Below are 12137 nucleotides of genomic sequence, written 5' to 3'. Positions count from 1 at the left end.
TGCGCGGCTGGCGAGACGTCTTCGCGTCATCGCGCGAACCCGCTCTTCTTCAGAACAGCCCCAAAGTCGCCACTTCCTCGGTGGTCAGGTCGATGCCGAACATCAGCGACATGCGCATACGATAGACGCGCGGGTCGGTGATCTCGGCGGCGCTGCGGTTGTCGCCGGCACGGCGGTGGTAGCGGCGGTCGGTGAGTCCGGCGAGACCGTGCGGCAGGACGATGCTGGCGATGGTGTGCTGGGTGAAGCGGCTCTGCGGCGCGGTCGACGCCCAATGGTTGGACAAAGCGAGATCGGCGTCGAACACCGCGGTCTCGTGGAAACTATATTGCGGCTGCCAGCCCTCGCCGGTGCCGCGGCCGTCGGTCGAGCCGGGGTCGCCCTTGCGGCTGAGCATCCAGCCGTGCTCGGCGTGGCGGTCGAGCCGGAACCAGGCGCCATCGGACGCCTCCGCCTCCCAGCCGTCGGCGAGCGCCATCACCGGCGCGTAGCTGCCGCCGAAGCCGGCGTCGGCGATCCAGTCGCGGCCGTCGATCGTCACCAGGCTGAACGTGTGGGTCAGCGGCGGCGCGTCGGTGACGCCGAGCCAGACGCGCGCGAGCAGCGGCCGGACGGTGAAATCGAGCGCAGTCAGCGCGTCCATGAACAGGCGGTTCTGTTCGAAACAATAGCCGCCGCGCTTCGCCGTCACGAGCTTGGCGAAGACCGAATCGCCATCGATCGCGATGCCGCGGCCGAGGCGGACGTCGAGATTCTCGAACGGGATCGACAGGCGATGTTCGCGCTGGAGGCGGCCGAGCCCCTCGGCGTCGGGCGTGACGCGGGCAGGCAGGCCGATGCGGGCGAGATAGGCGTCGAGGTCGAACATGGTGGGTCCTTGGAGACAATTCCTCCCCCGCAAGGGGGAGGGGGACCGCTCGGCGTCAGCCGAGTGGTGGAGGGGGCGGATAGGCGGCGCTATATAGCGATAGCTGCCGCCCTTTCCTCCCCCTCCGTCAGCGCTGCGCGCTGCCACCTCCCCCTGGCGGGGGAGGACTTCAGTTCAGGCGGCGAACGCCTCTGCCGGGACGGCGTAGAGCACTTCGGCGCTCGCCGTTGCCGCGGCCTTGAGGCCGTGCGCCTCGGGAACGATCTGGTCGAGGTAGAAGCGGACGGCGGCGCGCTTGACGATCGCGAACTCCTCGTCGCCCGTCGCATGCCGGCCTTCGCGTTCCATCAGCCAGCCGCAGACCGCGACCGACGTCATCGTCAGGAACGGATAGCTGGCGGCGAGCTTGTCGTCGGCGTCCGCGGTGGCGAGGCGGCGGGCGATCGCATCGACCGTGTCGATCAGCGCGACCAGTTCGGGATGCGCCGCCTCGGCGCGCATGTCGGCGACGAGCGCGGCGAAGGCGCCGCCATTGTCGAGCGCCAGCTTGCGGCCGACGAGGTCGGCGGCCTGGATGCCGTTGGTGCCTTCGTAGATCGGGGTGATGCGCGCATCGCGGAAATATTGCGCCGCGCCGGTCTCCTCGACATAGCCCATGCCGCCGTGGACCTGGATGCCGAGCGAGGCGACCTCGTTGCCGATGTCGGTGCCGTGCGCCTTGGCGAGCGGCGTCACCACCTCGAGCCGGTTCTTCGCCGCGCCGTCGCCGAGCCCGGCACGATCGACCTGACCGGCAGCATAATAGACGAGCGCGCGCGCCGCCTGCGTCTGCGCCTTCATCCGCAGCAGCATGCGGCGGACGTCGGGATGATCGACGATCCGCACCGCCTCCTTGTTGGACGAGCCGGCGCGCGCCGACTGGACGCGTTCGAGCGCATAGCCGACCGCCTTCTGTGTCGCGCCCTCGGCGATCTGCACGCCCTGCAGGCCGACGTTGAGCCGCGCATTGTTCATCATCGTGAACATGGCGCGCATGCCGGCATGTTCGGCGCCGATCAGCTCGCCGATGCAATCGTCGTGATCGCCGAACGACAGCACACAGGTCGGCGAGGCGTGCAGCCCCATCTTGTGCTCGATCGAGACGACGCGGACGTCGTTGAAATCGCCCGGCGTGCCGTCGTCGTTCAACCGGAATTTGGGCACGAGGAACAGGCTGATGCCGCGCGTGCCGGCGGGCGCATCGGGCGTCCGGGCGAGGACGAGGTGGACGATATTGTCCGCCATGTCGTGGTCGCCGAACGAAATGTAGATCTTGGTGCCCTTGATCGACCATTTGCCGTCACCCAGCGGCTTGGCGGTGGCGCGGAGCGCGCCGACGTCGCTGCCCGCTTGCGGCTCGGTGAGGTTCATCGTGCCGGTCCAGTCGCCGGTCGCCAGATGCGGCAGATAGAGCGCCTGCTGCTCCGCGCTGCCGTGGTGGATCAGCGCCTCGATCGCGCCGACGGTCAGCGTCGGGCAGAGCGCGAACCCCATATTGGCCGAGCCGAGCGTGTCGAGCACCGCGGTCTGGATCGCGAAGGGCAGCCCCTGGCCGCCGAAATCCTCGGGCACGCCGATCGTGCCCCAGCCGCCCTCGACGTAATCCTTATACGCCTTGACGAAGCTCGCCGGCATATGGACACCGTCGGGCGACCATTTCGCGCCGACCGTATCGCCCTCGCGGTTGAGCGGCGCCCATTCGCCGCTCGCGAACTGGCCGACGCCTTCGAGCACCGCGTCGACCACGTCCGGGCTGGCGGCGGCGAAGCGCTCGGTCGCGGCGATTTCTGCGATGCGGACGACATGCTCCAGCACGAAACGCTGGTCGGCCACGGCTGCGGTAAAGGACATCATTCTCTCCTAGGATTGCACGCGATATAGGCCGGACGGATGGCCGATCCAAACCCGCGCATCTTACCCTACGGCACGGCCGCGCTCGCCGAGGCGGCGGCGCGAATCACCCGCGGCGAATGCGTCGCGGTGCCGACCGAGACGGTCTATGGCCTCGCCGCCGATGCCGGCAACGCCGATGCGGTGGCGGGCATCTATGCCGCGAAGGGGCGGCCGAGCTTCAATCCGCTGATCGTCCATGTCGCCGATCTCGCCGCCGCCGAACGGCTCGCGGTGTTCGACGACGATGCGCGCGCGCTGGCGGCACTGTTCTGGCCGGGGCCGCTGACGCTCGTATTGCCGCTGCGCGCGGGCGCGCCGATCGCGTCGCTGGTGACCGCCGGCCTGACGACGGTGGCGCTGCGGGTGCCGCGGCATCGCGCGATGCAGGGTCTGATCGCCGCCGCCGGCCGCCCGCTCGCCGCGCCGTCGGCCAATGCGAGCAACGCGATCAGCCCGACGCGCGCCGCGCACGTCGCGGCGAGCCTGGGCACGCGGGTGCCGCTGATCCTCGACGACGGGGCGACCGAGGCGGGGCTCGAATCGACGATCATCGCCGGGCGGACGATCCTGCGGCCGGGGCCGATCACCGCCGCCGAACTGCCGTTCGCGACGACCCCCTATATAAAGGAGTCTGCGGTCACCGCGCCGGGGCAGCTCGCGACCCATTATGCGCCGCGCAAACCGCTAAGGCTGGAGGCGGGTGCGGCGCGTCCGGGGGAATGGCTGATCGGCTATGGTGCCGTAACGGGCGACGATAACCTCTCGGCGTCGGGCGACCTGCGCGAGGCGGCGGCGCGGCTGTTCGATGCGCTGCATCGCGCCGATGCCAGCGACCGGACGGCCATCGCGGTCGCGCCGGTGCCGCACGACGGGCTGGGCGAGGCGATCAACGATCGGCTGGGCCGCGCGGCGCACCGTTAAAGCGGGGTGGATGTTCGATCAAAGTCCTCCCCTTGCGGGGGAGGATTTTTTCCAAAACCCTGCGTGTCGATCCGGCTTAGGGACCGGCAGCGTCCGCCGGACCGACATAGCCGAAAACCCCGGTGGCGGTGGCCACCGAGGTTCTGGCTTTGCTCGTCCTTGGGGGGAGAGCTCGGTCGGCGCCAACGCCCTTGGGGGGCAGCGCCGGCGCCGGTCTTGGGATTACTGGAGGAGCTTCAGCACGCCCTGCTGGCTCTGGTTGGCCTGCGAGAGCATCGCGGTCGACGCCTGGCTGAGGATCTGCGCCTTGGCGAGGGCGGTCGTTTCGGCCGAGAAATCGGCGTCTTCGATGCGGCTCTTCGCGTCGGTCAGGTTGGTGACGTTGGTGGTCAGGTTGTTGACGACCGACTGGAGACGGCTCTGGCCGGCACCGATCGAGGCGCGGGTGGTGTTGACCGACTTCTGCACCGCGTCGATCGTGTCGATCGCCGTCTTGGCGCCGGCGGCCGTGCTGATGTCGATACCGCCGGTGTTGTCGCCGGTCGTGGCGGCGGTGTAATAGGTGTCACCGGCAGCCAGCGTCTTCGTCGTGCCGATGTCGGTCGAGGTCAGCGCGGTGGCACCGCCACCCGTCTTGGCGCCGTAAGCGACGTCTTCCGCGGTGATCTTGCGGCTGGTGCCGACCAGCGAACCGGCAGCGACGGTCGCCAGGCTTGCGGCGACCGTGGCACCCGCCACGCCGCTGACCGACGCCATGTCGAGCTTGCTGATCTTCAGGTTGACCTGATCGGCCGAACCGGCACCGGCCTGGATCGTCACGCTCTTGTCGTTCGCCGAGTCGAACAGGCCGACGCCGTTGAAGGTCGTGCCGGCGATGTTGGTGAGCTGCTTCTGCAGTTCGGCGACTTCGGTCTTCATGTTCGAGCGGTCGTCGGCCTGGTAGGTGCCCGATGCCGACTGGACGGCCAGTTCGCGCATCCGCTGCAGGATGTTGGTGGCTTCGCTGAGGGCACCGTCGGCGGTCTGGGCCAGCGCGATGCCGTCGTTCGAGTTGCGGATCGCCTGGTTCATGCCGCGGACCTGCGCGCCCATCGAGGTCGAGATGGCGAGGCCGGCGGCGTCGTCCTTCGCCGAGTTGATGCGCTTGCCGGTCGACAGGCGCTCCATGGCGGTCGAGAGCTGCATGTTGGCCGAGGTGGAAGCGTTCGCGGAACGCAGCGAAGCGATGTTGGTACCGATGACGGTCATGTGAATTCTCCAAAAGCTGCGGCGCTCCCCGCCGCCCCCAGAGCGGAGGGCCGAGCCGCCAAATGAGAGAACGGCCAGTCCCGACGGGGATTTAGCGAAAAAATGCAGCAGCCCGATTTTGCCGGTCCCTCGCATGCGTACACGCGCGCGTAGAGGCGCGGGCGGCACGCGCGCGGCGCGCCCGGAAAAATTTTGCCGGTCAGGAACGAATTTTAATCCGGCATTTACTCTGGAACCCGCATTGGAGAGCTCGTCCTTGGGGGATAGCAATGCGTTCGATTTTCTCTTCCGCTGCGGTGTTGCAGCGTCACTATCCACTCGTCTCCAGCCTGCGTGCGCAGGGCTTCGGCCTCGGCTCGTACGAGACCGGGCAGCCCGGGGCGGCCGATCTGTTCCTGATCGCCGAGGGCGAGGCGCCGCCGGCGCCGGCGCGGTCGGTGATCATCGGTAGCGAGGGCCGGCACGTGCTGCCCTCGCGCAACGGCAATCCGGCGCGCATCGCCTTCGGGCCCGAGGATGCCGCGGTCGGCAACGGCTTCGCCCGCGCGCTCGTCGCCGGTGCCGAGATGCCGACCGCCGCCGATCCGGAAAGCCTCGCGCTGCTGGCGCTCGCCGAGCGCGTCGCGCAGGCGGACATCACCGTGCTGATCAACGGCCCGACCGGCACCGGCAAAGAAGTGCTCGCCCGCGCGATCCACAACCAGTCGCCGCGCCGCAACGGCCCGTTCATCGCGATCAACTGCGCCGCTTTGCCCGAGACGATGCTGGAAGCGCTGCTGTTCGGTCACCAGAAGGGCGCGTTCACCGGCGCCTCGTCGGGTGGCGAGGGCTTCTTCCGCGCCGCCGACGGCGGCACCATCCTGCTCGACGAGATCGCCGAAATGCCGCTGCAACTGCAGGCCAAGCTGCTGCGCGTGTTGCAGGAGCGCGAGGTGGTGCCGATCGGCGCCTCGGTGCCGCAGGCGATCGACGTGCGCGTCGTCGCCTGCGCCAACCGCGACCTGCAGGGCGAAGTCGCCGCCGGCCGCTTCCGCGCCGATCTCTATTACCGCCTGTCGGTCTTCCCGCTGTCGACCAAGCCGCTCGCCGAGCGGCCGCAGGACATTCCCGCGCTCGCCGCGACGATGATCCTGCGCCATGCCGGCACCCGCGCGGTCGTGCCGTGGCCGACCGCCGAGGCGGTCGAGACGCTGGTCCGCCACGACTGGCCGGGCAACGTCCGCGAGCTGGAGAATGTGATCCAGCGCGCGCTGCTGTTCGCCGGCGGCGACACGATCGATGCGAGCCACATCGTGTTCGATCGTCCGGTCAGCTTCACCTTCCACCGCGAGCCCGCACCGGTGACGCAGCTGTTCCCGCAGGCGGCGAATCCCGCTGCGCCGGTCGCGAGCGAGCCCGCCACCTTGGGCAACGTCGTGCAGATGAGCGAATTCCAGGCGATCCGCGAGACGCTGGCGGCCTGCGGCGGCAGCCGGATCGAGACCGCGCGCCGGCTCGGCATCTCCGAACGCACGTTGCGCTATCGCCTCGCCAAGGCGCGCGAACAGGGTAACGACCTTGCCCGTCCGCTCAGCATGGCGGCGTCGGCATGAGCGGCGTGGCCGGAGTCGGCGGCGCGATGAGCGTCGACCGCGTGATGCAGCTGCGCGCGCAGATCCTCGAACGCAACCAGGCGCTCAGCCGCGCCAGCGCCAGCGAAGGCGCCGCCCCCGCGGGTGCGACGAAGCCGACCAGCTTCGCCGACACGCTGCAGGACGCGCTGAAGGACGTCAACGCCGGCCAGAACAAGGCCTCGGCGCTGTCCGAAAGCTACGAACGTGGTGAGACGGTCGACATCGCCAAGGTCATGCTGGCCCGCCAGCAAGCCTCGGTCGGGTTCGAGGCGACGCTGCAAGTCCGCAACAAATTGCTGTCCGCGTACAAGGACATCATGAGCATGCCGGTGTAATCGATGAGCACTGCCCTCGCCCCCGCCTCGCCCTCGGCCCTGCCCGAGAAATTCGCCAACCCGCTGTTGCAGATCAAGGGCGTGCTCGCGCAGCCCGCGGTGCGGCGCAGCCTGCCGATGGCGATGCTCGTCGCGCTGATCGGCGCCGCCGCGCTCGCCTGGATGACCTTCGCCACGCCGACGCAGAAGACGCTGTTCACCGGCCTGACCGATGCCGACAAGCAGGCGGTGACCAGCGCGCTGACGCAGGCGAACATCGCCAGCCGCATCGACGACGGCACCGGTGCGCTGACCGTCGACGAGGACCAGTTCAGCAAGGCGCGGATGCTGCTCGCCGGCCAGGGCCTGCCCAAGCAGGCGCCGGGCGGCTATGCGATCCTCGACCAATTGCCGATGGGCGTCAGCCGCGCGGTCGAGGGCGAACGGCTGCGCCAGGCGCGCGAGACCGAACTCGCCCGCTCGATCGAGGATATCGACGCGGTCGCCGAGGCGCGCGTCCATCTCGCGATGCCCGAAGCATCGGTGTTCGTGCGCGACAATGCCGCGCCGTCGGCGTCGGTGGTCGTCAAATTGCAGGGCGGGCGTGCGCTCAGCCAGGCGCAGGTCCAGTCGATCGTCAATCTCGTCGCCTCGTCGGTGCCGGGGATGAAGCCCGAAAGCGTCACGATCGTCGACCAGATGGGCGCGCTTCTGTCCAAGCCCGGCGCCGGCGGCGTCGACGGCGACAGCGACGCGCGGCTGGAGATGCAGCGCAAGACCGAGGACAAGGTCCGCCAGCAGCTGGTGCAATTGCTCACTCCTCTGGTCGGCGCGGGCAATTTCACCGCCGAGGTGCAGGCCGACATCAACCTCGACCAGACGCAGGCGACGCGCGAGACCTATGACAAGGCGGGCACGCTGCGCGCCGAGACCGGCAATTGGGTCGGCAACCAGGCGAACGGTCCGGCGACGCCGGGCGGCATCCCCGGCGCGCTGTCCAACACGCCGCCGCCCGCCAGCCAGTTGCAGACGCCGCAGCCCGCCAATGGCGCGAGCGGTGCGCCCGCCGCGGCGCCGACGCCGGTCGCGGGTGGCCCCGCCCCCAATCCCAACAAGCAGAGCGACAGCTTCCAGCGCGCCTACGACCTCGGCAAGGAAGTGTCGGTGACGCGCCAGGCCCCCGGTTCGGTCAAGCGGCTGTCGGTCGCCGTGCTGCTGCGCGATCCCGACAAGACGCGGCGCACCGCGATGGAGATCGGCCAGATCACCGATCTGGTGAAGAGCGCGGTCGGTTTCGACCAGGCCCGCCAGGATCAGGTGACGGTGATCAGCCGCAAGTTCGCCGACGCCTCCGCCGACACCGGCGGCCCGGCCTGGTACGACAATGCCTGGCTGCCGGTGCTCGCGCGCAACGGCACCGCGATCCTGATCGCGCTGCTCGTCCTGCTGCTCGGCGTGCGCCCGCTCGCCAAGGGCCTGATGAAGAAGCGCGACGATGCGACGCCGGCGCTCGCCGGGCCGGGCGGTTCGCCGGGCGGCGGCGCCGAGAACGACGGCATCACCGTGCACGAGGCGGTCAGCCTCGACCGGCTCGAGGCGTCGCAGACGGTCGATGACCGGATCGGAGCGGTCCGCGGCTTCACCCGCGACAATCCGGCGCGCGCCGCGCTGGCGATCCGCGACATGATCAAGGCGGACGCCAAGTGACCACCGTCGCCCCCGCGCGCACCTACACCGGCGTCGAGCGCGCCGCGGTGCTGATGATGCTGGTCGGCGAGGACGAGGCCGCGGCCATCCTCCAGAAGCTCGACCCCGAGGAGGTGCGCCAGCTCGGCTCGGCGATGTTCGCGGTCGCCGACGTCTCCGAACAGGAGATGGAGGACGTGCTCGACGATTTCGTCGGCAAGGCGCGCGAGCGTACCGGCGTCACCTTCGAACCGCGCCCGCGGATCGAGGCGGTGATGAACCGCGCGCTCGGCGCGGAGAAGGCGGAGAGCGTGCTCGCCCGCATCACCCCGCCCGAGGCGGCGTGCGAACTCGAATTGCTCGACTGGCTCGACGCCAGCGAGATCGCGCAGATGATCGAGAAGGAGCATCCGCAGATCGCCGCGGTGATGATCGCCAATCTCGATCCCGCGGTCGGCGGCCAGGTGCTCGAACTGCTGCCCGATGCGGTGCAGCCCGACATTCTCCACCGCATCGCGCGGCTGGGGCCGATCAACGCCGATGCGATCGACACGCTGAAGACGGTGCTCGCCAACCGGCGCGGCGGCAGCGGCGGCGGCAGCTCGGCGAGCGGCCTGTCGCTGGGCGGCACGCGCGAGGCGGCGAAGATCCTGCAAGGTGCGCGCAAGGCGACCGAACAGCGGGTGCTGCCGAAATTGTTCAAGATCGACAAGGACGTCGCCAAGGCGATCGAGGAGGCGATGTTCGTCTTCGACAATCTGCTCGACATGGACGACAAGAATCTCGGCACGCTCATCCGCAACGTCGACGGCGACATCCTGTCGCGCGCGCTCAAGGGCGTCGACGAGACGGCGCGCAACCGCTTCCTCGGCTGCATGTCGGCGCGCGCCGCCGACGGCATCCGCGACGAGATGGAGGCGCGCGGGCCGATGAAGCTCGCCGAGGTGCTGGAGGCGCAGAAGGCGATGATCGGCATCGCCCGCAACCTCGCCAAGGACGGCACGATCATGATGGGCGCAGGCGACGACGATTATGTCTGACTTCGTCGCGGGTTTCGCCGCACGCCACGACACCGCCGCGCATCTGTTGCAGGCCGCCTTCGCGCCCCCCGCCGGCTTCTCGCCGCGCGAGATGTGGGCGACGCTGGAACGGACGATGGGTGGCGGCGCCGCCGCCGCGCCGGCATCCGAGCCGCGCAGTGGCCCGCGCCATTTCAGCCCCGCCGACCCCGGCGGCGACAAGCCGACGCGCGGCTGGGACCCGCTCGACACCGAGGCGGAGCCGAGCGGCTTCATCGATCCGGTCGAGACCGCGCATGCCGCCGGCTATGCCGAGGGCCTCGCCGCCGCCGCCGCCGCGGCGCGCGCCACCGGCGACCGCGACCGGGCGCTGCTCACCCAGCTCGCCGCGGCACTCGCCAACGGCCACCAGCTCGATCGCGACCATATTGCCGGGCAGTTGCGCCAGACGGTGCTGCTGCTGGTCAACAAACTGGTCGGCGAATGCGGCGTCGCGCCCGCGGTGCTCAACGCGCGGATCGAGGCGGCGGCGGAGCTGCTGGCGGAGGCCGGTGAATCGGCGCTGTTGCGGCTTCATCCCGACGACCTGCCGCTGGTCGAGGGATCGCTGCCCAAGACGATCTTCGCCGCCGGCGACGCCTCGCTGACGCGCGGCAGCTTCGTGCTCGAAAGCGCCTCGACGCTGGTCGAGGACGGCCCCGAATTGTGGCTCGGCCAGCTCGCCGAGGCGATCGACCGCGTGCCCGTACCGCCGCTGGAGGCGCGCGCGTGTTGAACCGCTTCACCGCCGATTATCTCGAAACGCTCGCCGCCGCCGACTTCCGCCCGACGCCCAAGGTGTCGGGACGGCTCTCGTCCTACGACGGGCTGCTGATGGAAGCGATCGGGCTGTCGCTCCCCGTCGGCACGATCTGCGAGATCGGCGGCCATGGTGACGCCAAGGTCGAGGCGGAGGTGATCGGCTTCCGCAACGGGCGGACGCTGCTGATGAACCTCGGCGGCCCCGCGGCCTTGCTGCCGCGCGCGCCGGTGCGCCCGATCGGCTCGCCCGGGGAGGCCGAGGTGGGTGCGGCCCTGCTCGGCCGCGTCGTCGACGGCGCCGGGCGACCGATCGACGGGCTCGGCCCGATCCGCGGCGCGGGAACGTGGCCGCTTGCCGGCAAGCTGCAATCGCCGCTCGACCGTGGCCGCGTGCTCGAACCGATGGACGTCGGCGTGCGTGCGATCAACGGGCTGCTCACCATCGGCCAGGGCCAGCGCGTCGGCATCATGGCCGGCTCGGGCGTCGGCAAGTCGGTGCTGCTCGGCATGATGGTCCGCGCCGCGCAGGCGGACGTGATCGTCATCGGCCTGATCGGCGAGCGCAGCCGCGAGGTCGCCGACTTCCTCGAAACCAAGGTCGCCGGTGCCGCGCGCCAGCGCTCGGTCGTGGTCGCGGTGCCCGCCAACCATTCGCCGGTGCTGCGCATCCGCGGCGCGCTGCGCGCCACCGCGATCGCCGAAGCCTTCCGCAACGAGGGCAAGAAGGTGCTGCTGATCATGGACAGCCTCACCCGCGTCGCGCATGCCGGCCGCGAGATCGGGCTGGCGCTCGGCGAGCCCGCCTCCGCGCGCGGCTATCCGCCGTCGGCGATCGCGATGCTGCCCAACCTCATCGAACGCGCCGGCACCGACGTGCGCACCGGCGGCTCGATCACCGCGATCTACACCGTGCTCGCCGACGGCGACGACGGCAACGATCCGGTGGTCGATTCGGCGCGCTCGATCCTCGACGGGCATATCGTGCTCAACCGCCATCTCGCCGAGCGCGGCGTCTATCCGGCGATCGACATCGGCCCCTCGGTCAGCCGCGTGATGACCGACATCGCGCATGCCGACCACGTCCATGCCGCGCGCGTGCTGCGCCGCCATCTCGCGACCTATGAAGAGAATCGCGATCTGGTGCTGATGGGCGCCTATCGCCCCGGCGCCGATCCGGCGATCGACGCGGCGATCGCCGCGCATCCGGCGGTGATGGAATATATCAAACAGGGATCGGACGAGATCGTCTCGCTGGGCGATGCGATCGGCGAGCTGACCGGCGTGTTCGGTGCCTGACGCCAGGAAGCTTGCGCGCATCCATCGCGTGCGCACGCTCCAGCTCGGCCTGACCCGCGCCGACGAGGTGCGCGCGCACGAGAAGTTCGCCAGCGAGGAGCATCTCGCCCGCCGCATCCAGGCGCTCGCCGATGCGGTGTCGCCGACGCCGGACACGCACGCCAGCGCGGCGGCGATGGGCGCGCAGGCGCATTTCCGCGACCGGCTGCACCAATCGTCCGCGGCGGCGCAGGCGCGGCTCCAGTCCGCCGAAGCGTTCGTCAACCGCGCCGCCGAGGCGACCCGTTCCGCCAAGCGCGACCAAAGCGCGATCGAGAAACTGCTCGACCGCGCCCGCCGCGCCGCCGCGGTCGCCGAGATGCGCGCGCTGGAGGAAACGCCGCCCGTTTCGCCGCTGAAGGCAAAACGGCACGATCCTTGCTGATCGCAGCGGGACACC

The 12137-nt window shown here is 70.1% G+C and carries 11 protein-coding genes; 8 read left to right on the top strand and 3 right to left on the bottom strand.

Going from position 1 to position 12137, the window contains the following annotated elements:
* Positions 1–49 precede the first annotated feature (49 nt).
* Together SFC76_RS05580 and SFC76_RS05575 are read right to left on the bottom strand one after the other, a co-directional pair.
* The gene (locus SFC76_RS05580; RefSeq protein WP_322848476.1) at positions 50–868 is read right to left on the bottom strand and encodes an arylamine N-acetyltransferase family protein; all 819 of its coding nucleotides are present in this window, start codon (positions 866–868) and stop codon (positions 50–52) included.
* Positions 869–1042: 174 nt separating this feature from the next.
* Positions 1043–2761, bottom strand: a complete 1719-nt coding sequence (locus tag SFC76_RS05575) for an acyl-CoA dehydrogenase (protein WP_322848475.1) — start codon at positions 2759–2761, stop codon at positions 1043–1045.
* A 36-nt stretch (positions 2762–2797) separates the two neighbouring features.
* On the opposite strand from SFC76_RS05575, the gene SFC76_RS05570 reads away from it, so the two are divergent.
* Complete coding sequence (locus SFC76_RS05570) at positions 2798–3721, top strand: L-threonylcarbamoyladenylate synthase (protein ID WP_322848474.1); 924 nt, start codon at positions 2798–2800, stop codon at positions 3719–3721.
* 222 nt (positions 3722–3943) lie between these two features.
* Here the strand turns inward: SFC76_RS05570 and SFC76_RS05565 are convergent, their stop codons facing one another.
* Positions 3944–4969, bottom strand: a complete 1026-nt coding sequence (locus SFC76_RS05565) for a flagellin (protein ID WP_322848473.1) — start codon at positions 4967–4969, stop codon at positions 3944–3946.
* Positions 4970–5238: 269 nt separating this feature from the next.
* Here SFC76_RS05565 and SFC76_RS05560 point away from each other — a divergent pair, with 269 nt between their 5' ends.
* The 7 genes from SFC76_RS05560 to SFC76_RS05530 are packed head-to-tail and all read left to right on the top strand — an operon-like array spanning position 5239 to position 12122.
* Entirely contained in the window at positions 5239–6561 is a 1323-nt protein-coding gene (locus SFC76_RS05560; protein WP_322848472.1) for a sigma-54 interaction domain-containing protein, read from the top strand.
* On the top strand, positions 6558–6917 hold the full coding sequence (fliE, locus tag SFC76_RS05555; RefSeq protein ID WP_322848471.1) for a flagellar hook-basal body complex protein FliE: 360 nt from the start codon (positions 6558–6560) through the stop codon (positions 6915–6917). The genes SFC76_RS05560 and fliE overlap by 4 nt, the downstream gene beginning before the upstream one ends.
* 3 nt (positions 6918–6920) lie before the next feature.
* The gene (gene fliF / locus SFC76_RS05550) at positions 6921–8603 is read left to right on the top strand and encodes a flagellar basal-body MS-ring/collar protein FliF (RefSeq protein WP_322848470.1); all 1683 of its coding nucleotides are present in this window, start codon (positions 6921–6923) and stop codon (positions 8601–8603) included.
* Complete coding sequence (gene fliG / locus SFC76_RS05545) at positions 8600–9622, top strand: flagellar motor switch protein FliG (RefSeq protein WP_416222386.1); 1023 nt, start codon at positions 8600–8602, stop codon at positions 9620–9622. Before fliF ends, fliG begins: the two co-directional genes overlap by 4 nt.
* Entirely contained in the window at positions 9615–10376 is a 762-nt protein-coding gene (locus tag SFC76_RS05540) for a FliH/SctL family protein (protein WP_322848469.1), read from the top strand. The genes fliG and SFC76_RS05540 overlap by 8 nt, the downstream gene beginning before the upstream one ends.
* On the top strand, positions 10370–11698 hold the full coding sequence (locus SFC76_RS05535) for a FliI/YscN family ATPase (protein ID WP_322848468.1): 1329 nt from the start codon (positions 10370–10372) through the stop codon (positions 11696–11698). The genes SFC76_RS05540 and SFC76_RS05535 overlap by 7 nt, the downstream gene beginning before the upstream one ends.
* Positions 11691–12122 (top strand): hypothetical protein, encoded by a 432-nt coding sequence (locus SFC76_RS05530; RefSeq protein ID WP_322848467.1) that lies wholly within the window; start codon positions 11691–11693, stop codon positions 12120–12122. The genes SFC76_RS05535 and SFC76_RS05530 overlap by 8 nt, the downstream gene beginning before the upstream one ends.
* The last annotated feature ends 15 nt before the right edge of the window (positions 12123–12137 follow it).

The organism is Sphingomonas sp. CD22 (assembly GCF_034556155.1).
Lineage (GTDB): Bacteria > Pseudomonadota > Alphaproteobacteria > Sphingomonadales > Sphingomonadaceae > Sphingomonas.
The sequence above is the reverse complement of the archived record's forward strand: the minus strand, read 5'-3'. Positions and strand labels throughout refer to the sequence as shown.

Excerpts from the sequence above, each read along its gene's own strand:
- SFC76_RS05565 (WP_322848473.1), bottom strand. The coding sequence starts at position 4,969 with ATGACCGTCATCGGTACCAACATCGCTTCGCTGCGTTCCGCGAACGCT.
- SFC76_RS05580 (WP_322848476.1), bottom strand. The coding sequence starts at position 868 with ATGTTCGACCTCGACGCCTATCTCGCCCGCATCGGCCTGCCTGCCCGC.
- SFC76_RS05570 (WP_322848474.1), top strand. The coding sequence starts at position 2,798 with ATGGCCGATCCAAACCCGCGCATCTTACCCTACGGCACGGCCGCGCTC.
- SFC76_RS05575 (WP_322848475.1), bottom strand. The coding sequence starts at position 2,761 with ATGATGTCCTTTACCGCAGCCGTGGCCGACCAGCGTTTCGTGCTGGAG.
- fliE (WP_322848471.1), top strand. The coding sequence starts at position 6,558 with ATGAGCGGCGTGGCCGGAGTCGGCGGCGCGATGAGCGTCGACCGCGTG.
- SFC76_RS05540 (WP_322848469.1), top strand. The coding sequence starts at position 9,615 with ATGTCTGACTTCGTCGCGGGTTTCGCCGCACGCCACGACACCGCCGCG.
- fliF (WP_322848470.1), top strand. The coding sequence starts at position 6,921 with ATGAGCACTGCCCTCGCCCCCGCCTCGCCCTCGGCCCTGCCCGAGAAA.
- SFC76_RS05560 (WP_322848472.1), top strand. The coding sequence starts at position 5,239 with ATGCGTTCGATTTTCTCTTCCGCTGCGGTGTTGCAGCGTCACTATCCA.